Origin of the sequence: Bradyrhizobium sp. AZCC 2262 (genome assembly GCF_036924535.1) — a bacterium.
GTDB lineage: Bacteria > Pseudomonadota > Alphaproteobacteria > Rhizobiales > Xanthobacteraceae > Bradyrhizobium.
Map to the genome: position 1 here is coordinate 7695380 of NZ_JAZHRT010000001.1, position 22015 is coordinate 7717394.

General features: G+C 61.0%; 15 protein-coding genes and 1 tRNA gene. 8 read left to right on the forward strand and 8 right to left on the reverse strand.

Annotation, left to right across the window (positions count from 1 at the left end):
• Nucleotides 1-41: 41 nt before the first annotated feature.
• Both V1283_RS36075 and V1283_RS36080 read right to left on the reverse strand, forming a co-directional pair.
• Nucleotides 42-4466, reverse strand: a complete 4425-nt coding sequence (locus V1283_RS36075; protein WP_334391359.1) for a hypothetical protein — start codon at nt 4464-4466, stop codon at nt 42-44.
• Nucleotides 4467-5035: 569 nt separating this feature from the next.
• A tRNA-Ser gene (locus V1283_RS36080) sits at nt 5036-5125 on the reverse strand.
• A 197-nt stretch (nt 5126-5322) separates the two neighbouring features.
• Here V1283_RS36080 and V1283_RS36085 point away from each other — a divergent pair.
• Complete coding sequence (locus V1283_RS36085) at nt 5323-5670, forward strand: hypothetical protein (protein ID WP_334391360.1); 348 nt, start codon at nt 5323-5325, stop codon at nt 5668-5670.
• Between the two features lie 171 nt (nt 5671-5841).
• On the opposite strand, the gene V1283_RS36090 is transcribed toward V1283_RS36085, so the two are convergent.
• The 3 genes from V1283_RS36090 to V1283_RS36100 all read right to left on the reverse strand — a co-directional run bounded on the left by V1283_RS36090 (nt 5842) and on the right by V1283_RS36100 (nt 9845).
• The gene (locus tag V1283_RS36090; protein ID WP_334391361.1) at nt 5842-7302 is read right to left on the reverse strand and encodes a trehalose-6-phosphate synthase; all 1461 of its coding nucleotides are present in this window, start codon (nt 7300-7302) and stop codon (nt 5842-5844) included.
• Between the two features lie 197 nt (nt 7303-7499).
• Entirely contained in the window at nt 7500-8336 is an 837-nt protein-coding gene (otsB, locus tag V1283_RS36095; RefSeq protein ID WP_334391362.1) for a trehalose-phosphatase, read from the reverse strand.
• A 6-nt stretch (nt 8337-8342) separates the two neighbouring features.
• Nucleotides 8343-9845, reverse strand: coding sequence for an MFS transporter (locus V1283_RS36100; protein WP_334391363.1), 1503 nt, complete (start codon nt 9843-9845; stop codon nt 8343-8345).
• A gap of 367 nt (nt 9846-10212) precedes the next feature.
• On the opposite strand from V1283_RS36100, the gene V1283_RS36105 reads away from it, so the two are divergent.
• Nucleotides 10213-10566 (forward strand): DUF3175 domain-containing protein, encoded by a 354-nt coding sequence (locus V1283_RS36105; protein WP_334391364.1) that lies wholly within the window; start codon nt 10213-10215, stop codon nt 10564-10566.
• Between the two features lie 148 nt (nt 10567-10714).
• On the opposite strand, the gene V1283_RS36110 is transcribed toward V1283_RS36105, so the two are convergent.
• Nucleotides 10715-12685, reverse strand: a complete 1971-nt coding sequence (locus V1283_RS36110) for a methyl-accepting chemotaxis protein (protein WP_334393300.1) — start codon at nt 12683-12685, stop codon at nt 10715-10717.
• Between the two features lie 532 nt (nt 12686-13217).
• Here V1283_RS36110 and V1283_RS36115 point away from each other — a divergent pair.
• From V1283_RS36115 to V1283_RS36130, 4 genes are all read left to right on the forward strand, one after another.
• Entirely contained in the window at nt 13218-13703 is a 486-nt protein-coding gene (locus V1283_RS36115; protein WP_334391365.1) for a (2Fe-2S)-binding protein, read from the forward strand.
• Nucleotides 13704-13788: 85 nt separating this feature from the next.
• Nucleotides 13789-16128, forward strand: a complete 2340-nt coding sequence (locus tag V1283_RS36120; RefSeq protein ID WP_334391366.1) for a xanthine dehydrogenase family protein molybdopterin-binding subunit — start codon at nt 13789-13791, stop codon at nt 16126-16128.
• A 14-nt stretch (nt 16129-16142) separates the two neighbouring features.
• Nucleotides 16143-16943 (forward strand): FAD binding domain-containing protein, encoded by an 801-nt coding sequence (locus V1283_RS36125; protein WP_334391367.1) that lies wholly within the window; start codon nt 16143-16145, stop codon nt 16941-16943.
• Between the two features lie 160 nt (nt 16944-17103).
• Nucleotides 17104-18210 carry a CaiB/BaiF CoA transferase family protein gene (locus V1283_RS36130; protein WP_334391368.1) on the forward strand — a complete coding sequence of 369 codons (1107 nt, stop codon included), beginning with the start codon at nt 17104-17106 and terminating at the stop codon, nt 18208-18210.
• Nucleotides 18211-18294: 84 nt separating this feature from the next.
• Here V1283_RS36130 and hppD read toward each other — a convergent pair whose 3' ends face one another.
• A complete protein-coding gene (hppD, locus tag V1283_RS36135; RefSeq protein ID WP_334391369.1) occupies nt 18295-19413 on the reverse strand; it encodes a 4-hydroxyphenylpyruvate dioxygenase in 1119 nt (372 codons plus the stop codon).
• Between the two features lie 122 nt (nt 19414-19535).
• Between hppD and V1283_RS36140 the strand changes: the two genes are divergently transcribed.
• The gene (locus tag V1283_RS36140) at nt 19536-20021 is read left to right on the forward strand and encodes an Lrp/AsnC family transcriptional regulator (protein ID WP_334391370.1); all 486 of its coding nucleotides are present in this window, start codon (nt 19536-19538) and stop codon (nt 20019-20021) included.
• A gap of 214 nt (nt 20022-20235) precedes the next feature.
• Entirely contained in the window at nt 20236-20547 is a 312-nt protein-coding gene (locus V1283_RS36145) for a DUF1272 domain-containing protein (protein WP_334391371.1), read from the forward strand.
• A 101-nt stretch (nt 20548-20648) separates the two neighbouring features.
• Here the strand turns inward: V1283_RS36145 and fahA are convergent, their stop codons facing one another.
• Complete coding sequence (gene fahA / locus V1283_RS36150; protein ID WP_334391372.1) at nt 20649-21920, reverse strand: fumarylacetoacetase; 1272 nt, start codon at nt 21918-21920, stop codon at nt 20649-20651.
• Between the last annotated feature and the right edge of the window lie 95 nt (nt 21921-22015).

Genomic DNA, 22015 nt, shown 5'->3' on the forward strand with positions numbered 1-22015 from the left:
ACATATCCAGGACGCTCGCAGGTCGCGCGCGCTGAACTCGATCAACAGCACCCACGACACGTCTTCTTTACAGTCTTCGGAGGCTTCCGCGCTGACTTTTTTTCCGAACGTTTCTTTGCTGTGGCGGGCGCAGGAACTTCACGCCATGCGTTGATCCCGACACAACGAACTTCAACGGCGTTGCCGTTCGTTTCAACTAACGTCTCGGCAATACCCGAAAGCCACTCTACCACTGCTTCGAACGAAAGCGGCTTACGTGTCGCTGGATCGAGCCATGTGCGATCCCGGTGGTGCGTGATCACAAGCACGCCATGGCGGCGTGTCGCGGGCTTCAGGTAGTCCAAGGCAAGCTGGGTCCTGAGCGCATCTTCGAGCCGATTGGCTGTCCAGCCCTTTCCCCCGTGTTTAACTTCGACTGCGACCTCGCACTGGACGGCCGTTGAGGCAACGATAACGTCGGGTTTATCGCCTTGTGCCACCTGAGCCTCGCGATAGGCGTGATATCGTCCGCGAGATCGCAATTGCATCTGCTCGGCAAGCCATTGCTGTACCTCGTCTTCATCCTTCGCCCGCTCAAGTAACTGGCGGGAGGTGGAGTCACCCTTGATGAACTGAAGGTTGATGTCGTTGAGGACGCCCAAGACGACCCTAAGCAAGTCATCGCCAGTTTTAACGGGGGCGGTGTACTTGGTTTCGAAAGTGACAACTTCGGGGGCGCTCCATGCCGGGTACTCCGCATCGCGTTCGGCCTTGCCGCGTGCCAGCTCTCGGAATCGCTCCGAGCGGATTGCGAAGTCCGGGTCGTTGGCCGCCCGCACCATGGCGCGGTAGGCATCCGCCCCTGGGCGATCCAGCAAGGCTGAGAGAATGGTGCCACGAGCACTTTGGGCGCGGTCCCTTGCATCGGGTGAATAAGATCCTTCATGAACGGAGTCTTGTTCAGGCCGAATGTGCGAGTAGGCGGTCTGCAAGAGACGTTCGAGCATGGCGATTGACACCAATGAAAGAATGCCAGAAATAAACGGGTCGTGTCGATCAAACAGCTTCGCCAGGGTGTTTTCAGCCCGAGACTGTCGGTCTTCAGCAGGTGCGCTGTCGAGCCAGCTCTCCAGATCGGATACTCCGGTATCGGGGTCCAGCAATAGAAGCAGGGCAAGATAATGTAGCGCATAGTCATTTCTACCAGCGGTGACATGCTGGCCATATCTGCGTCTTGCAACGCGAAGAAGCCGCCGCTTGTCGGCTTCGTCCAGTTGAAGATTGCGAACGATCCTAATGCTACGGTCAAGCGCGGCAATATCGGGAGCCTCTGTCTTCAAAAGACGCTCCAGGAGCATTGCTTGTATAGGTTGTTGGAGAGAGACGGCGGAAGCGCCGTATCTGAAAAGAAAGTCGGAGCGTCCGTTGTTGGCCGAAGCCGACCACTGCAATGCAATCTCTTGCTTAATTATTGGCAGGACGGCCTGCGGGTGAGAGATTGCGAGCGCGTCAATCCATTCGGGATAACCTTGGTCAGACTCGCATCCGTGTCGGGCTGCTCTTATCGCTTCCTCGTCGGTTAGACGCTTGACCCAATCCAGGTCTTCCGCGGCCTCAATGCCGACGGCGGCGAACGCGAGCGAAGTAACGTATTTGACCGTAATACTGCCGCTTGGCGTTCGCTTCGGACGCTCCGGTTCAATGTTGCGCCAGGCAATCTTCATTCCGTCTCGATAAGCTTCGGCGACTTCACGCCCAAATCCTTCTTCAAGTAGCCGCCATTGACGCGCCGCCGCTCCCTCGCTGCCGTGTGTTCGCGCATGCAGCCACCGAGTCAGATCCCACAGGCGATGAATTCCGGATTGCCATGACGTAAGATTTTCAGGATCAGAAAGAACGTTCGGGTTGCTTCTCAAATCGTCTTTAAATTTAACCCAGGAAGCTTTGTCCTTCGCGGTCTGCTGCTCGTGCTTCTTTCGCCGCGCTTTATCTTCCCGCTGCCAGCGAAGATGCTCCGGATTTTCGACGGGCGGGCTTAAATACCCTTCCAAATCTTCGAGGAGGACCGCTTGTCCCGAGACAAGCGCGCTAAGACTGTCGGCTTCTGATTTCAGCTTCTCATCCTTTCCGAGGATGGAGATTATCGCGCTGAATACGACACGTCTGTCGTCTTCGAACGGGCGAGCGGATAGGCTCGCATAGAGATCAGGAAGATCACGCTGGGTGAACTCCCAGAGAATGTGTCCTAACCCAAAATGGACTTGCCAGTACCTCGTGGGTTTGCGTTCGATTCGGGAATTCGCGCGCTGTTCCTCTAGGTCGAACCAAAAGAGCGTCTGGTTAAGCTTCGGGTTCTCTTGGACGAGCTGGCGAAGATTCGGCGGCTCGCCGTCACCTATATGCTGGCGTGTCTCGGCCCGCTCAACGGCCATCAAAAGTCTGACGAGACCCGGTGGCGGATTCGTGTTGCCGAGGATGTCAATTTCTTGCTTGGCCAACACGTCCAAATGTCGAGCGAGGTCATGATGGCGCTTCGAGACTCGCTGATGCGTTTCCACGAACGGCGGTTGAAGACAGAGGTCGGCAAGTCCGAAAGCGAAGGCGGAACGCTCCGACGCGTTAGGTGCTGCGTGATAGAGCTGCTGGATGTTGTATCCGAATCCGTCAACCGTCGAACGGTCAGCAGGTTTTGACTGTTCGATAAGTCGCAGCACGGACTTTGTGTTCAAATGAGCTGGATAAAGAACCACGGCGAATGCCGAAGCCAATCGCGCGCTAGCCCTGTCGGGCGATTTCATCAGCTTGCGGCTCGTTGCGGCGAGCGCCTGTTGATCGTTACATACCTGAAGACCTTGAAGAGCGACGATTCGGTGATTGTCAGAAGCCGTCTCATCGAGCGCAACCGCGCGGGCAATACCGGTGCATCCCTTGATAGCGCCGTCCCGAATGAGACGCAGCATGTCCAAGCGAAAGTCCGCGCGGTCGTTCATCTTCCAAACGGCCTGAATGGTTTCTGCAAGACCTTGATCGGCAAACGACCACAAAGCGCGGGAATCCAAGCTATCGTCTGCGATCTCGGCCGCTTTGTGCTTGGCGGCGTAGGCGGTCAATATGTGCCTTCGAGCATCGAGTGATAGCGAACCGGGATCTCCGTGACGCAGAAGCACCAGCGGTTCGCGCCGGATGATCTCATCGCGGATATCGGGATGCCAAAGCGAAAGCCACGCTGCTGCTGGACGCAAAGACGGAGCGACGGTTTCCACTCCGTATCGATCGACGAAGAGAAGTGACCAGACTTCAGACAAGGGGCAGTTCGCGGTAAGGAGGCGATTCAGCCATTGAGCGGTCATATATTCTTGGGTCGAACGGTGGTGGAAGCGAATTCGGCCGTAAGTGGCGGGCGCAAAAACGCCGCGTCGAAGAATCGCATTGCATTGCGCTTCGTTCCAATCATTCAGTATGAGCGCAGCGTCCAACGCGCCGATGGCCAGGCCCGGATCGGGATCGTGGTTCGGTGCGCGGAGAGTGAAGGATTTGCCGAAGGTCAGCGCCGCTGCGAGACGCGCCGCTCCCTCCCGGCTTTTCGCAGGTGACAAGGTTTCATTGTCAGGGCGGTGCGTGTCGCGCTCCCGCAATTTGCGCGTAATGCCGTGGTCTACCATTTCGGCGAAGGTGCCGAACTGCTTATGGGCTTTCCAGTAGTCAGCAAGATCAAGAAGATCGCCCGGCCGCTCCGCGAACGCTTCGAGCCCGTTCTGGTTTATTCCGGCAATAAAGGCGTCAAGTTTGGTCACGCCTGCTTCCTTGGCTAGGGCGCGGTATTGTTCCGTAGAAAGTGGAAGCAATTGAATGACCAGCAATTCGTTTGGCTTCTTCTCGGCGGTATCGGCTTGCCGGGTCGATTTTTGCTTCTTATCGAATATCGGATCGAGAAGCGCGCTTTCGTCGTTCGTCGCATGGGAGTTTGCAGTCTCCCAAGCCGGAAGCCATTGGCTGATCGTTTCTCGATCTTCGAGACCCTTCCAGTCAGTTACACGGCAAGAAATGAGTACACGAGCGCGTTCAATGCCAACACCCAGCTCTCGCGCAAAACGTTTTAACGCGCTGTCAAAGCTTTTTCTGTTGAGACGTGCTTCGTCAATGGAGTCGAGGAAGAACCAAGCCTCGTCGGTGCTGCTTGACCATTCTTCAAATCGCTTAGCTGCATTTGCATCGAGCGCGGCTTCGAATCCCTGGTCGGCCAGCTCTTCGATTGGAAGATAGAACGCCGTTTTGCCGCCAGCGTTGAGTTCCTTGACTTGATTTTTGAACTCTTCGGATTTTCCGCTCGATGCTTCGGCCAACAGCACGATGCGCCGCCGTTCGCGCAAATCACTCCAGTCCAACCAGCCGCCCAGCTTGCGCCCCCAGACGCGGACGAAATCCAAACTAGGTTCTTGGTCTTTGCTGAGAGGAAGGAAGCAACGGTTGAGTTCGACGAAGGCCATGTTTTCCCGGGGCGTAGGATTGTGGATTTGGCAGCCCTGGTATGAGCCGGGCCGCGATCAGACACTCTGTAACCTGAAGGCGATTCGTTCAATGTGTGGTTGTACTTATGCCCGTATGGACGCTTTCAGAAGAATCTCTTGTCGAAAAGCGCAACGGAGCTCGTCGCGCTAGATGGCGCATATGTCAGCGACCGAACAAGCTCGCCATTCCCCCATTACTTTCAACCACACAGACCTCGTCCTTCTTGGGTCCGTCTTGCACTGTCGTCAGTGCGTACCCTCAATCCGGTCGCGGGCTGGATCTCGGATCGGGTCAGGCGCACCCAGCGCACAATCTTGGATGAGGGAGATGGATTCGAAATGAATCGCCCCGAAACCGCTCTTAGCTTCCGAAAATAGAGGTTCAGACTTCCGGAACTGGTACGAAGGTTGCGGAGAAAAATGCCTTCTCCAGGCCATATCGAGAGCAACTCAGCCCGTCCGCCGAATTCTCCCGAACAAAAACACCGGCAAAATCCCCGAGATTTTGGATGATTGGCGCCCAAGAAGTACGGCGCCAGAAATTCGGCTGGCGGAGAGAGTGGGATTCGAACCCACGGTACGGTTTCCCGCACACACGCTTTCCAAGCGTGCGCCTTAAGCCACTCGGCCATCTCTCCGGAGGCCTTCTCTTGAAGGGGCAGGACTGATTTTGCAAGGGAGGCCGGGCCCGGCTGTCAAAATTTCCCCAATTCATTGAATTTATTTGGCAATTTGGTCGCCCCCGCGTCGAGGAATTGGCGCTTTGTCGGGCCTTGAACCGGAATGCGGCCACGATCGACGACAATAAGTAGCAACCCTATCGGTCGAGGACGGCATGATGATCACGCGGACGCTTCAATTCTCCATCCTGGTATCGGCGCTTGCGTTGGGCGCCGCCGGCCCGGCGATGGCGCAGTCCTGCACCCGCCAGGGGGTGGACGTGACCTGCGACGACGGCAGGCGCGGGGTTTTCGCCGGCGAATCCCTCATCTGGGCGGACGGCACGCGGTCGAACCTGGTCTCGCCGCATCCAAGCGTGATCATCGGCAACAAGTCGTCGGTCGTGATCGGCCCCGGCGTGTTCGTCGGCAACGGCAAGGGCGGCATGGTGCCGATGGAAAATCCGAGCGCACCGAACAAGGCGCGCTGCCCGGTGCTGGATGGCGTGTCTTATTGCTACTGAGATAACGGCTTGAGTCCCTCATGGTGTGAGGAGCGCATCTTGCGCGTCACCGGATGATGCTTCGCATCGCCGGGCGAACCATGAGGCTCGACTGGGGCCGCATCCTTCGAGACGCAGGCTCCGCCTGCTCCTCAGGATGAGGAGATGGCTTGAGTGCGCTGCTCCAGGATTCTAATGATACCGCGCGCCGCCGTTGGTGGCGGAGCGAAGCGGCCATAGCGCGGGCTCGGTCACCACAGGCGCCAATTCTTCCCTGTCGAGCTGGCATTCGCGCAGCGCGTCGGTGAAGTCGGCGAACCATTGCTGGATCGTGTGGCCGCGCAGCTTCGCCATCATCGCTTCCCAGCGCATCCGGCGTTCGGTCAGCGGCATCGACAGCGCCAGCGCAATCGTGCGCGCCATGCCGTCGATATCGTGCGGATTGACCAGCAGCGCGGTGTCGAGTTCGTTGGCGGCGCCGGCGAATTTCGACAGCACGAGCACGCCGGGGTCGACCGGGTTTTGCGCGGCGACATATTCCTTGGCGACGAGATTCATGCCGTCCTGCAGCGGCGTCACCACGCCGACCTGCGCGGCGCGATAGAGGCCCGCAAGCACGGCCTGGCCGTAGCCCTTGTTGAGATAGCGGATCGGCGTCCAGTCGACCTCGCCATGCTGGCCGTTGACGTCGCTGACGAGCTTGGCGACCTCGCTCTGCAGATTGCCGTAGGCCTCGATCGCGCCGCGCGAGGGCGTCGCGATCTGCAGCAGCGACGCGGTGCGCGAAAGCTGCGGATGCAGCGTCCACATCCGGTCGAACGCCTTGATGCGGTTGATCAGGCCCTTGGAATAATCCAGCCGGTCGACGCCGATCGCGAGCTTCTCGCCGTTCAGGCTGCGCCGCAGCCGCGAGACATCCGGATGGGTCGACGCCTTCGCCGCCAACTGGGCGAATTGCTGCGGATCGATGCCGATCGGAAATACCGCGGCGCGCGTGCGGCCGTGGCGCGAAATGATGACGCCGTCATGCACCACGAGGCCGAGGTCGGACTGCGCGTAGGACAGGAAGTTCTCGCAATCTTCCTCGGTCTGGAAACCGATCAGATCATAGGCCAGCATCGCCTCGATCAGCTCGCAATGATGCGGCACGCCTGATATCACCGAACGCGACGGCCATGGCGTATGCAGGAAGAAACCGATCGGCTGCGTGACGCCGAGATCGCGCAGCTCGGCGCCGAGCGCGAGGAAATGGTAGTCCTGAATCCAGAACGCCGTATCCGTTTTCCGGAATCGCAGCAGCGCGCGCGCCATGAAGGCGTTCACTTCGCGATAGCTGAGATAGTCCTCTCGCGTGGCGCGGATCAGATCGGCGCGCGAATGCAGCGCCGGCCACAATGCGGAATTCGCAAAGCCTTCGTAATAGCCGCCGTAATGCGCTGCCGGCAGATCGAGCATCGCAAGCGCACCGGTACCCAGTGCTTCGATTTCGGCAAAAGGTTCCTTCAAGTTCCCGTCGCGGACCCGCCCCGAGGAACCGACCCAGATCGCACCCGACTTCTCGACGATCGGCAATAGCGCCGCGGCGAGTCCCCCCGTCATGGGTTCGTTGGGTTTTCCGCGCGAAACGCGGTTAGAAACGACGACGAGGATCAAAGGTCCCTCCCGTTGATGACGCCCGCGGTTAACAACCGTTCATCAATATGGTTCCTCATCACCCTTTCAACGAATTGAAACCAAATTCGGGCTGCGGCGCGGAGGAACTCACCGGAACTCACGAAAAATAAATTTTGTCGTGAACCTCGGCATCAACCGCGAGAATCTGTGGTCGAAAGCCGCCGAAACGAGAAACATTATGGCAGCGGTGCGTCCCTTTCATCATCAAGCAGGTGCGCAAGAAATTCTCTCACGTCGCTCGGCGCATCGAAATGCCCGGCCACGCCCTTGGCGCGGCGGCCGACGGAAAAAGCAAGGCCATCGAGGTCCGGCATGATCGCAAACACGGTCTCGTCGGTGACGTCGTCGCCGATGAAGAACGGACGGCGGCCCTTGAAAGGTTCGCGTTTCATCAATTCGTGCACGCCGCTCGCCTTGGTGAATCCGGAATGCTTGATCTCGCAGACGCATTTGCCGGGCAGCACCTCGATCGGCGCGTTGGGCAGATCGGCCCTGATCAGCGACACCGCGGCATAAATCGCCTTCTCGGCGTGCGGCGCGAGGCGATAATGCAGCGCCAGCGAATAGCCCTTGTCTTCCAGCAATATTCCCGGGCTCAGCTTTGCGATCGCGGCCAGCCGGCGCTTCAATTCCTTGTCCAGTGGCGGCGCATGGGCGTCCACTGACTCGCTGTCCGGCTCGATCCGCATCTCGGCGCCGTGGCCGCCGACGGCCGGGAATTGATCGGGCGCGAAAATCAAATCGATGTCGTTGAGCGAGCGGCCGCTGACCAGCGCCAGCGCGCCATTGGTTCGCACCAGCAGGCGATTCAACGTCTTCACCAGGCCCGGCGGCACCCAGACTTCGCGCGGCGTCGGCATCAGATCGAGCAGCGTGCCGTCGATGTCGAGCAGGATCGCGGTTTCGCTTAAGTGCGGCACCAGCGAGCGCGGCACCGGCACTGTTTCCGGCGCGGTGTCGTCTTCGCGGACGATATCTTCTTCCAATGGCATTTCCAGCAGATCCTCGTTCATCTCATCCTACTCCACAAATGCGAGCGGCCGTGCGACAGATTCGAGCGACTTGCGCTCGGCCGCGATGGCATACCGCCACGCGACGGCGGCGGCCACGATCATCAATGCCGACCCAAACAGGTAGCCGGCGAAGACGCTGTTGCGCGATCCGGTATCGACCAGGGCGCCGAACAACGCCGGTCCCGCCACGCCGCCGATGCCCGTTCCGATCGCGTAGAACAGCGCAATGGCAAGCGCGCGCACCTCCAGCGGAAATGTCTCGCTGACGGTGAGATAGGCCGCGCTCGCCGCCGGCGAGGCAAAGAAGAAGATCACCATCCAGGCGATGGTCTGGGTCTGCGCGGTCAGAACGCCGATCGAGAACAGATAGCCCGATAGCGCGAGCAAGATGCCCGAGACGCCATAGGTCACCGTGATCATCATGCGCCGGCCCAGCGTATCGAACAGCCGGCCAAGCAGCAGCGGCCCGAGGAAGTTTCCGGCCGCAAACGGCAGGATGTACCAGCCGACATGGTTGGACGGGATGCCGAAGAAATCAGTCAGCACCAGCGCGAAGGTAAAGAAGATCGCGTTGTAGAAGAATGCCTGTGCGCCCATCAGCACCAATCCGACCATCGAACGCTGCCGGTAGGTCGTGAACAACGTATGCGCTACTTCACCCAGCGGCGTGTGGCTGCGCATCTTCAGCCTGATCTTCGCGAATACTTCATCGGCCGGATGATCCGGATGCCGCGTCGACAACCTCTCGATGTCGTCGACAATCGCGTGCGCCTCTTCGGGGCGGCCATGGATCATCAGCCAGCGCGGGCTTTCCGGAATCCACATCCGCATCACAAAGACGATCAGACCGAGAACGGCGCCGATGAAATAGGCCAGCCGCCAGCCGAGATCCGGAGCCAGCAGTTTTGGATCGAGCAGCACGATGGCAGCGACCGCGCCGATCGCAGCCCCGATCCAGAAGCTGCCGTTGATCACCAGATCAGTCCAGCCGCGATAGCGCGCCGGCACCAGTTCCTGGATCGTCGAATTGATCGCGGTATATTCGCCGCCGATCCCCGCCCCGGTCAGGAAGCGAAACAGCGCGTAACTCGCCACGTTCCACGACAGCGCGGTGGCTGCGGTCGCGGTGAGATAGAGCGCGAGCGTGATGAAGAACAGTTTCTTTCGCCCGATCCGGTCGGTCAGCCAGCCGAACCCAAGCGCGCCGAGCACGGCGCCCGCGAGATAGGCGCTGTTGGCGAGGCCAACATCGAAATTCGAAAATTGCAGCGTCGGGCTCTCTTTCAGCGCGCCCGACAAGGCGCCCGCAAGCGTGACTTCCAGCCCGTCCAGGATCCAGGTGATGCCGAGCGCGGCCACCACGCGGGTATGAAAGCCGCCCCAGCGCAAGGAATCGAGTCGCGCAGGGATACTGGTCTCGACGACGCGGTCGTTGTCCTGCTTGGCCGTTGCGGAAATGGACGCACTCTCACCCACCGCCGCACCGTGCCGTATCGCTTTCGCAACCATCGGATTGGGCCAATGAAAAATTCCCCGGAACGCCCCAGCCCCAGGGTTTTCACGTGAAATTGCGGCAAACATGATGCCCGCCGCCAAGATAACGCCCTCGGCGGGGTGGGGTTCCGGGGGTCTTGGGAAGCGAAATTGCATAGCTGGCGTCGCGCCCCATCGACAGCAATGACGGGTAACGGGGCGACATGAGGCCGTCATACCCCGCGAAGGCGGGGGTATTCAGGGCGCCGCGATCTATCGGTTTTATGATCGACGTCTCTGGAATACTGGGTCACCGCCTTCGCGGGTGACGACAACTGAAAGTGCGTTCGAGGAACCGAACCATGGGACGACCGTTTTCGGCAAAACAGCAATGGAGCCGACCATGGCTGAACGACGGAAGACGACACGCCCACGAAAGACCGCGGCCCGAAAAACCAGCCGCGGGACAACCGCGAAGAAATCCTCGCCGAAGCGATGGTCGCAACGGGTGACACGGGAAAGCGATGCGCTCGATCTGAAACGCGGTGTCTTCAAGCTGACCAGCGCGAAGAAAATCGCGGCGTCGCTCAAGCGCTCCGCCGAACATAGCTCCCGCCGGAAATCGGGCGCTTATCGTTCGGCGCTGTCGATGCTGACCTTCTACATCAACCGCGCCGGCAAGACGTTGCCGAAAACGCAACGCACAAGGCTGGAGCGCGCGAAAGTCGAGTTGAAGCACCAGTTCGGGAGGGAGTAACACTTCGTCGTCCCTGCGAACGCAGGGACCCATACGCCGCGGCCATTGCAAAGGGCACGCGGACAGTTACGCGCCAAAACAATATTCAGCGGTGGTTATGGGCCCCTGCTTTCGCAGGGGCGACGATGACGATGGAGAGTGACCACAACTACGCCGCCCGGATATTCGCCATGAAGCGATCAAGCTCTTCGCGGAGCCGCGTGCTTTCGCTCGACAGCGTACGCGCCGAATTCAGCACTTCCTCGGAAGCCGAGCCGGTTTCGGTTGCGCCGCGATTGACGTGCATGACGTTGGCGGCGGCTTCCTGCGTACCTTGCGCGACGTTTTGCACGCTGCGCGCAATTTCTTGCGTCGCCGAGCTTTGCTGCTCGACGGCGCTGGCGATCGTCGAGGCAATGTCGGAAATCCTGCCGATGGTGCCGCCGATCTCCTTGATCGCGGCGACCGATTCCTGCGTCGCGCCCTGCATGCCCGAGATGTGATTGGAAATCTCGTCGGTCGCTTTCGCCGTCTGGCTGGCGAGCGATTTCACCTCCGACGCCACTACCGCAAAGCCGCGGCCGGCATCGCCCGCGCGGGCGGCCTCGATGGTGGCGTTCAGCGCCAGCAGATTGGTCTGCTCGGCAATCGCCGTGATCAGCTTGACGACGTCGCCGATCTCCTGCGCGGCACGCGACAGTTTTCCGATCCGCCCGTCGGTCTGTTCGGCCTGGCGCACCGCGGCCTCCGCGATCTCACTGCTTTCCTTGACGCGCCGCCCGATCTCATCGACGGACGCCGACAATTCCTCGGTCGCTGATGCCACCGATTGCATGTTGGTGGAGGCTTCTTCCGAGGCGCCAGCAACCTGGCTGGACAGGCTCTGGGTGGTTTCAGCCGTCCGCGTCAACGTGCCTGCGGCGGCTTCAAGCTGCACGGCCGACGACGATACGTTGGCGACGATGGCACCGACCGCGGTCTCAAATTCATCGGCGAAACGAATGAGTTCGGCGCGGCGCGCTTCGCTCGCGGCCTTGTTCTGCGCTTCCTGGGTAGCGGCGTCGCGCTCGGCCCGAGCGATGGCCTGCACCTTGAACTCCTCGACCGCGCTTGCCATCTCGCCGAGTTCGTCCCTGCGGCCGAGGCCGGGCAGCACGACTTCGAAATTGCCGGCGGCGAGTTTGCGCATCGCGCTGCACATCGCGGTCATCGGCCGGGAAATGCCCTTGCCGAGGAAGAAGGCCCAGACACAGCCGAGCAGGAAGCCGCCGGCGGCGAGGATCAGTATCAGCCGTTCGGTCTCACCGATGGTCGCGTCCGACTCGGCTTCGAGCCGTTTCTGATCGGCGAGCAGGTCCGACTTCATCACGCCCGAGCCCTTGTTGATGGCGGCGGCCGACTCCGTCATTTCCAGCGTCAGCTCTTCGATCTCCTTGGAATTATCGACCAGCTTGGCGAGCGACTGCCGGTATTCCTCCAGCATTCCCGAGACTTCCTTGATCCCCTCCAGGATCTTTGCGTTAGTCGACGAAATCGCCTTCAGCGAGTTCTCGACGAATTTCAGGCGCGCCAGCGCACTGGCTGCGACCGTCTTGTCCGAATTGACCACGAACGTATTGGCGAGCGCCGTCACCGCCTGAAACTGCTCGGTTACCTTCTTCGCGCCGAGCGTGATCACCGGCATTTCGTCGTCTTCGGCATTGCTCGGGAGATCGTCGAGCTTGTAGCGCAGCGAGTTGCCGGTGCGCATAAGCTGGTTTTGCGCGATGCGCGTGCTCTCGTCCTTGACCTTGAGGATGTCGGCGAAAATCTTGGTGAAGGTGCGGAATTCCCGCTCCAGTTTGACGATCTGCTCGAGCCGTGTCGGGTTGGTGGTTCCCTTCATCGAGGTCGTGATCGCTTCCTTCAGGCCGGCTTCCGCGGCCAGCGCCGCCTTGCCGTCCTCTTCCTTTCCGGTGGCCACGAAATAGCGGGCGAGCGAGCGATAGGAGATCAGTTCGCGATCGATGTCGCGCGACAGATCCGCCTCCTGCACGCTGCGCCGGTAGGAATCCACGCCATCAGAAACACGCTCGAATCCGAGATAGGCAAAACCCATGCTGGCGGCCGAAATCGCCAGCACGACGGCAAAACCGAGCATGATCTTGGCGCGGAACCGCAGGGTTGGGAGCTTGAAAGACGAGCCGCTTCGCTTCAGAAATCGCACGTCATCCCCCCGTTTTCGTTCTGAAAAGCAGGCATCGGGAGGCCCAGCCCCCAATCCGGTGCGCAAACTTAAGGCAGAATGGATAAAGGTACGTAAATCCGGGCAAAAGCTGCAACGAGATTAGAGTCGGACCGCTCGGACCCCGTCCGAGGGCAGGGCATCTCGCTGTTGCGATGGCACCTCCCAACGTGCCGCGTGATCCGTCACCCTGAGGCGGCCGCGCGCAGCGCGGCCCTCGAAGGGCGACGGCCACCAGCGGGGCCGCTCATCCTTCGAGGCTCGCTTCGCTCGCACCTCCAGCGACAACGGCGAAGCCGTTGCGCGGGGATGACGGAGATAGCGCGGGCGCTTGGCGCGCTTCTCGCGAATGCCATCACAATGGCAGGGGCGACCAAAATCCTAGTTGCAAGTTCCCTCGCCGCTGTTTCTAATTGGAATAATTACAAAACATCGGGAGGTACCACGCGTGTCTACAGTCAAACTGACCGTGAACGGCAAGGCCGTCTCGGCTGAAGTCGAAGACCGGACCCTTCTCGTCCATCTCCTGCGCGAAAATCTGAACCTGACCGGTACCCATGTCGGCTGCGACACCAGCCAATGCGGCGCCTGCGTCGTCCATATCGATGGCCGGGCGGTAAAGTCCTGCACCGTCCTCGCCGGCCAGGCCGCGGGCTCGAACGTCACCACCATCGAGGGCATCGCAAAAGGCGACGAACTGCACCCGATGCAGGCGGCGTTCCGCGACAATCACGGCCTGCAGTGCGGTTACTGCACCCCGGGCATGATCATGTCGGCGATCGATATTGTGCATCGCCATAGCGGCAACCTCGACGAGGCGACCGTCAGGCACGAACTCGAAGGCAACATCTGCCGCTGCACCGGTTACCACAACATCGTCAAATCGGTACTCGATGCGGCCGGCCGTATGAAGGTTTCGCAGGCAGCGGAATAGAAGCCGCAGGCCAGCATTTTTCGAATTAGAGACCGCGTTTCGATGGAAATGGCGGAAACAATAACTCCGGTCGGGAGGACAGGACATGGGCGTTGAAGGCATTGGCGCAAGCGTCGTGCGCAAGGAAGACCGCCGTTTCATTACCGGCAAAGGCCGTTACGTCGACGACATCAAAGTGGTGGGCATGACCCACGCGCACTTCATCCGCAGCCCGCATGCGCATGCCAAGATCAAGAGCATCGACACGTCAGCGGCAATGAAAATGCCGGGCGTGGTCGGCGTGCTGACCGGCCAGCAGATCGTCGACGACAAGATCGGCAATTTGATCTGCGGCTGGGCTATTACCTCCAAGGACGGCACTGGCATGAAGATGGGCGCATGGCCGGCGATGGCGCCGGAGACCGTGCGTTTCGTCGGCCAGGCGGTCGCGGTCGTGGTCGCCGAGACCAAGAACCAGGCCAAGGACGCGGCCGAGGCCGTGGTCGTCAACTATGAGGAATTGCCTGCTGTTCCGGACATCCGCGCCGCGATCAAGCCGGGCGCGCCGCAACTGCACCCGGAAGCGCCGGGAAACGTGATCTATGACTGGGTCATAGGCGACGAAGGCGCAACCGATGCCGCCTTCAAATCAGCGGCCAATGTCGTCTCACTTGACATCACCAACAACCGCCTCGTGCCGAATGCGATGGAGCCGCGCGCGGCGATCGCGGAATACAACGAGCCCGAAGAGCACTTTACGCTCTACACGACGTCGCAGAATCCGCATGTCGCCCGCCTCGTGCTGTCGGCGTTCTACAACATCGCGCAGGAACACAAGCTGCGGGTGGTGGCCCCCGACGTCGGCGGCGGCTTCGGCTCAAAGATTTTCATCTATCCCGAAGAAATGGTGGCGCTGTGGGCCTCCAAGAAGGTCGGCCGTCCGGTGAAGTGGACCGGCGATCGCACCGAAGCCTTTTTGACCGATGCGCACGGCCGCGACCACCTCACCAAGGCGGAGATGGCGTTCGACAAGGACCACAAGGTCACCGGGTTGCGCGTAAAAACCTACGCCAATCTCGGCGGCTACATGTCGCTGTTCTCCTCCTCGGTGCCGACCTATCTCTATGCGACGCTGCTGTCGGGCCAGTACAACATCCCCAACATCTTCGCCGAAGTGATCAGCGTCTACACCAACACCGTGCCGGTCGATGCCTATCGCGGCGCGGGCCGGCCCGAAGCAAGTTTTGTGGTGGAACGGCTGATGGAGACGGCGGCGCGGCAGTTGAAGGTCGATCCGGCAGAGTTGCGCCGCAAGAATTTTATCACGCAGTTCCCGCATCAGACGCCCGTCATCATGGCCTATGACATCGGCGACTTTAATGCCTCGCTCGATGCGGCGATGAAGGCGATCGACTATGCCGGCTTCGCAGCCCGCAAGGCGAAAGCCAAGTCCGAGGGCAAACTCCGCGGCATCGGCGTCTCCTGCTACATCGAGGCGTGCGGTATCGCGCCGTCGAAGGCGGTCGGCAGTCTCGGCGCCGGCGTGGGCCTGTGGGAATCGGCGGAAGTGCGCGTCAATCCGGTCGGCACCATCGAAGTCCTGACGGGATCGCACAGCCACGGCCAGGGCCATGAGACGAGCTTCTGCCAGCTCGTCGCCGAACGCCTGGGCATTCCGATCAGCCAGGTGCAGATCGTCCATGGCGACACCGATAAAGTGCAGTTCGGCATGGGCACCTATGGTTCGCGCTCGGCCGCCGTGGGCCTCACCGCGATCCTGAAGGCGATGGAAAAGGTCGAAGCCAAGGCCAAGAAGATCGCGGCCCATCAGCTCGAGGCGTCCGAGAACGACATCGTCATCGAGAACGGCGAGTTCAAGGTCACCGGCACAGACAAGTCGATCGCGTTGCCGATGGTCGCACTCGCCGCCTACACCGCGCACAATCTGCCTGACGGCATGGAGCCCGGCTTGAAGGAAGGCGCGTTCTACGATCCGACCAACTTCACCTTCCCGGCCGGCGCCTACATCTGCGAAATGGAAGTCGATGCCGCCACCGGCAAGAGCTCTTTCGTCAACTTCGTGGCGGCGGACGACTTTGGGCGGCTGATCAATCCGATGATCGTCGAAGGCCAGGTCCATGGCGGTCTCGCCCAGGGCATCGGCCAGGCGCTGCTCGAGGGCGCGGTGTACGACAGCTCTGGCCAGCTCCTGACGGCGTCGTTCATGGATTACACCATGCCGCGCGCCGACGACCTGCCGTCGTTCAAACTGTCGCACACCACGACGCTGTGTCCGGGCAATCCGCTCGGCGTCAAAGGCTGCGGCGAAGCCGGCGCGATCGGCGCATCGGCCGCGGTGATCAACGCGATCACGGATGCGATCGGCAACAACAAACTCGAAATGCCCGCGACGCCCGATCGCGTCTGGCATGCGATCCACGGCTGAGAGGGAGAAGCATCATGTACCAGACAACCTATCATCGCCCCTCTTCGATCGACGAAGCAGCAAGCCTGTTCGCCAAGGGCTCGGACGCAAAATATCTGGCCGGCGGCCACACCCTGATCCCGGTAATGAAACAGCGGCTGGCCTCGCCATCCGACGTCATCGACCTCGGCAAGATCAAGGAGCTGATCGGCATCGAGCCGAGCGGCGACGGAATAGTAATCAAGGCGGCGACGACCCATTACGACGTGGCCACCAGCGACACTGTTAAAAAGGCGATCCCGGCGCTTTCTTACCTCGCCTCACTGATCGGCGATCCGGCCGTGCGGCATCGCGGCACCATCGGCGGCTCACTCGCCAACAACGATCCCGCGGCCGATTATCCGGCGGCGGTGCTGGCGCTCGGCGCCACCGTGAAGACCAACAAGCGTTCGATATCGGCGGATGATTTCTTCAAGGGCCTGTTCACGACGGCACTTGAGGACGGCGAAATCATCACCGCCGTGTCGTTCCCGGTTCAGGCCAAAGCGGGCTATTCGAAGTTCAACCATCCGGCGTCGCGCTTCGCCCTGACCGGCGTGTTCGTCGCCAGGACACCGGGAGGTGACGTCCGCGTCGCCGCCACCGGCGCGTCACAGAACGGCGTGATGCGGGTGTCCGCGATCGAGGCCGCGCTCAAGGCCAACTGGTCGGCAGGCGCGATCGACGGCGTCACTATTTCCGCCGCTGGCCTGATGAGCGATATTCACGGAACATCGGACTATCGCGCCAACCTGATCAAGGTGATGGCGCAGCGCGCGGTGACCGCCGCGGGCTGATAGCGCCTGAACACAACTTTCACGAAAGCGGCGCGCAGCGATGCGCGCCGCTTTCTTATTTTGGTTCGATTCTCGGCAAAAGAGCTTGCCATGGCCTCGCATCGGCGGGACAATTTAGCTAATCAACTAATTAAGACGTCCCCCTTGGGAGAGAAAAAACGTGCTCGACAAACCAGCCGCCCAATCCGCTGCCCGCACCTCCGGCCCGCTCGCCGACTTCCGCATCGTCGAATTCGCCGGCATCGGTCCCGGTCCCTTCGCCTGCATGCTGCTGGCGGATATGGGCGCCGAGGTCGTTACGCTCGACCGCATCGGCGCCGGCAAGAACCTGAAGGCGGTCGCGGTGCGCGGCCGCAAGGTCATCGAGCTTGATCTGAAGGATAAAGCCGCCATCGCGCAGGTCCTCGACCTGCTCGCCGGCGCAGACGCACTGATCGAGGGGTTCCGCCCCGGTGTGATGGAACGTCTCGGCCTCGGCCCGGACGTCGTGCTCGCGCGCAACCCGAAGCTGGTCTATGGCCGCATGACGGGCTGGGGTCAGGAAGGCCCGCTGGCGAACGCCGCCGGCCACGACATCAACTACATCTCGATAACCGGCGCACTCGCCGCGATCGGGACGAAGGAAAAACCGGTGCCGCCGCTCAACCTGGTCGGCGATTTCGGCGGCGGTGCGCTTTACCTCGTGGTCGGCGTGCTTGCCGCTATGCTGGAAGCCTCAAGGTCGGGCAAGGGCCAGGTGGTGGACACCGCGATGTGCGACGGCGCCGCGTCGCTGATGTCGATGTTCTTCGATATGAGCGCGATGGGACGCTGGACCGAAGGACGCGACCAGAACTTCCTCGACGGCGGCGCGCATTTCTACGGCGTCTATGAGTGCTCCTGTGGCAACTTCATTTCGATCGGTTCGATCGAGCCGCAGTTCTACGCGCTGCTGCGCAAACATGCCGACCTGACCGACGCTGATTTCGATGCGCAGATGGACCGCAAGGCCTGGCCCGCGCTGAAGGAAAAGCTGACAAAAGTGTTCAAGAGTAAGACCCGTGAGGATTGGTGCAAGATCATGGAAGGCACCGACATCTGCTTCGCGCCGATTCTGACCATGGCGGAAGCGCCAAAACACCCGCACATGGCGGCGCGCAAGGTGTTCGTCGAGCGGCATGGCGTGACCCAACCTGCGCCCGCGCCGCGTTTCTCGCGCACGCCGTCAGCGATCCGCGAGCCAGAGGTGGCCAAGATCGCCGATGTAACTAGCGCGTGGAAGAGATAACCGTCATTCCGGGATGGTCCGAAGGACCAGACCCGGAATCTCGAGATTCCGGGTTCGCGCTAACGCGCGCCCCGGAATGACGGATCAGGCCGCGTTACCGACCTTCAACACGCCCCTGCGAATCTGATCCTCCTCGATCGATTCGAACAGCGCCTTGAAATTGCCCTCGCCGAACCCGTCGTCGCCCTTGCGCTGGATGAATTCGAAGAAGATCGGTCCGATCGCGTTCGCCGAAAAAATCTGCAGCAGCACCTTGGTGTGGCCGCCTTCGACCACGCCCTCACCGTCGATCAGGATGCCGTTGCGCTGCAGGCGAACGACGTCCTCGCCGTGCCGCGGCAGGCGCGTGTCGATCTTCTCGAAATAGGTATCCGGCGGTGACGGCATGAACGGCAATCCTGCCTCTCGCAGCCGCTCGACGGTGACGTGGATGTCCCGCGCGCCACAGGCGATGTGCTGGATGCCCTCGCCGCGATAGATGTTGAGATATTCCTCGATCTGTCCGGAATCGCCGGCGTCCTCGTTGATCGGGATCCGGATCTTGCCGTCCGGGCTGGTCAGGGCGCGGGAGAACAGGCCGGACGCGCGGCCCTCGATGTCGAAAAAACGGATCTGGCGGAAGTTGAACAGCTTTTCGTAGAAGCCGGTCCAGACATCCATGCGGCCGCGATGGACGTTGTGGGTGAGGTGATCGATGTAATAGAGCCCGGCGCCAGCGGGGCGCGGGTCCTTTGCGCCAAGCCATTCGAACTCGAGGTCATAGGCCGATCCCTTGGCGCCGTAACGATCGACGAAATAGAGCACGCTGCCGCCGATACCCTTGATGGCGGGAACGTCGAGCGTCTTCTGCGCCGAAGACACATCCGCCGGCTCCGCACCAAGCGAGAGTGCCCTCTCATAGGCCAGCTTCGCATCGACCACGCGAAACGCCATCGACGGCGCGCAGGGCCCGTGCGCGGCGACGAAGCCGTGGCCGTGGGTACCAGACTCCTCGTTGACGAGATAATTGATATCGCCCTGGCGGTAGACCGTGATCTTCTTGGTCTTGTGCCGGGCGACCGGCGCGTAGCCCATCAGCTTGAACAGCGCGTGCAACTCTTCAGGCTTCGGGTGCGCGTATTCGACGAACTCAAAGCCGTCGGTGCCCATCGGATTGTCGGCGCTGATGGTGGCGGCTGGTGCGTCGTGCGGAAACGGACCCATGGCGAAATCTCCCGAAAATTGACCTTGTCAATATCAGTCAAATCGGACGCAAGGTGCATGCAAATGCACCCGAATTCGGCTATAATGACGCACACTTTGTGCATGAAACAGGCATTTTACGCATGATCTCGGTGGACACCTTCGACCTCAAAATGCTGGCCGCGTTGCAGGACGACGGCCGCCTGACCAACCAGCAGCTCGCTGATCTCGTGGGCCTGTCGGCCTCGCAATGCTCGCGGCGGCGGATGCGGCTGGAGGAGGAGAAGGTGATCGCGGGCTACCACGCCGACCTCGCTGGCGAGGCGCTCGGCTTCAACCTGATCGCCTTCATCCACATCACGCTGGCGACGCATTCGCCCGACAACGCCAAGAAATTCCGTGAACTGGTCAACCGCGTCGACGATATCCAGGAAGCGTACTCGCTGACCGGCGATGCGGATTATGTCTTGAAGGTGGTGCTGCGCGACCTCAAGAACCTCTCCAGCCTCGTCAACGACGTGCTGATGCCGCACCAGAGCGTCGCCCATGTGCGCTCGTCAATCGTGCTGGACCGGTTGAAGGAGCGCGCGAGGTTGCCGCTGAAGGAGATGAAGCGTCAGGATTCGTGATCCGTCATCCTGAGGTGCGAGCGGAGCGAGCCTCGAAGGATGAACGGCCCGTGGCCGTCGCCCTTCGAGGGCCGCGCTGCGCACGGCCACCTCAGGGTGACGGATCACTGACTTCGTCGAAATCCGGTGCATGGCCCAAACCGAGGGAAATCCGCCATTCGCGTTTCCCGTTCGATTTGCCATGATAGACTGAAACGCATCACGCGAGGCGACGATGGCGCTGCAACTCCGGCCGAACTGCGAATATTGCGACAAGGACCTGCCGCCGAATGCGGCGGACGCGCGGATATGTTCCTACGAATGCACGTTCTGCGCGGATTGCGTGGACAACAAGCTGCATAATGTCTGCCCGAACTGCGGCGGCGGTTTCGCGCCGCGGCCGATCCGTCCCGCCACTGAGCGGCGACCCGGCGTGTGCGTCACCAAGCAATTGCCATCGGATAAGCGGGTCCATCTGAAATTCAGCGTCGAGGACGTCGCCGCGCATTCGGCAAGGCTGCGGGACATTCCGCCGCAAGAGCGCTGAGCCATCCGCGTCATTGCGAGGAGCAAAGCGACGAAGCAATCCATACTTTCTTTGCGGCTCGATGGATTGCTTCGCTTCGCTCGCAATGACGGCGACCGGCGTCACTCCGCCGCCAAAATCGTCCCCTCGACCTCGCCGAAGCCGACACGGTAGCCGTCGCCCTGGCACCAGCCGCGCATCACCAGCGAATCGCCATCCTCCAGGAACGTCCGCTTCACGCCGCCGGCCAACTCCACCGGCTCGGTACCGTTCCAACTTATCTCTAACAGGCTGCCACGCTGGTCCTTCTCCGGACCTGAGATGGTGCCGCTCCCCAAGAGATCGCCGACATTCATGGCACAGCCCGACGACGCATGGTGCACGAGCTGCTGCACCGACGACCAGTACATGTATTTGAAATTGGTGCGGCTGATGTTCTTGAGCGCATTCATCTGCGCCGCGCGCAGGCCGACTTCGAGCGCCATGTCGTAATTGTTCGGCTGCACCTGCTGCAGATACGGCAGCGGTTTTGGATCCTGCGCCGGTCCCTGCAATCGAAACGGCTCCAGCGCCTCGCGCGTCACCACCCACGGGCTGATCGAGGTCGCGAACACCTTGGCCTGGAATGGCCCGAGCGGCACGTACTCCCACTGCTGGATGTCGCGTGCGCTCCAGTCGTTCAGGATCACGAAGCCGAAGATCATTTCCTCGGCCTGCTTCTCGGTGAGCATTTCGCCCATCACCGACGGCTGGCCGACCACCACGCCCATTTCCAGCTCGAAATCGAGCCGCTTGCAGGGCCCAAAACTCGGCACATCGGCGGTCGGCGGCTTCAACTGCCCGCGCGGCCGGCGCACCGGCGTGCCGCTGACCACGACGGTCGAGGCACGGCCGTTATAGCCGATTGGCATGTGCAGCCAGTTCGGCTGCAGCGCGTTGTCCTTGCCGCGGAACATGACGCCGACATTGGTGGCGTGCTCCTTTGACGAATAGAAATCGGTGTAGCCGGAGACGGCGAACGGCATGTGCAGCTTGACATCAGCCATCGGCACCAGCGCGCGCTTGCGAAGTTTTTCATTGTCGCGCAGTTCGGGATGGTCGTGCCGCAGCAACTCGCTGATCCGCGCGCGCGTGTTCGACCAGACCTTTGGCCCCAGCGCCATGAACGCATTGAGCTGAGGTGCTGCGAACACTGCGGGTTCGACGACATCGAAGCGGCAATCCTGTGCGAGCTGCCAGAGATCCAGCACATAATCGCCGATCGCGACGCCTATGCGCGGGGCGAGCCCGTCCTTGGCGGAGAACACGCCGTAGGGGAGATTCTGGATCGGGAAGTGGGAATCGGCCGCGACGTCGATGAAGGAGCGGAGTTTGGGGTCGTTGGGATGGGGCACAATGCTATCCTGCTGGTATCGCGACAAACTCTAACTGTCGTCATTCCGGGATGGTCCGAAGGACCAGACCCGGAATCTCGAGATTCCGGGTTCAT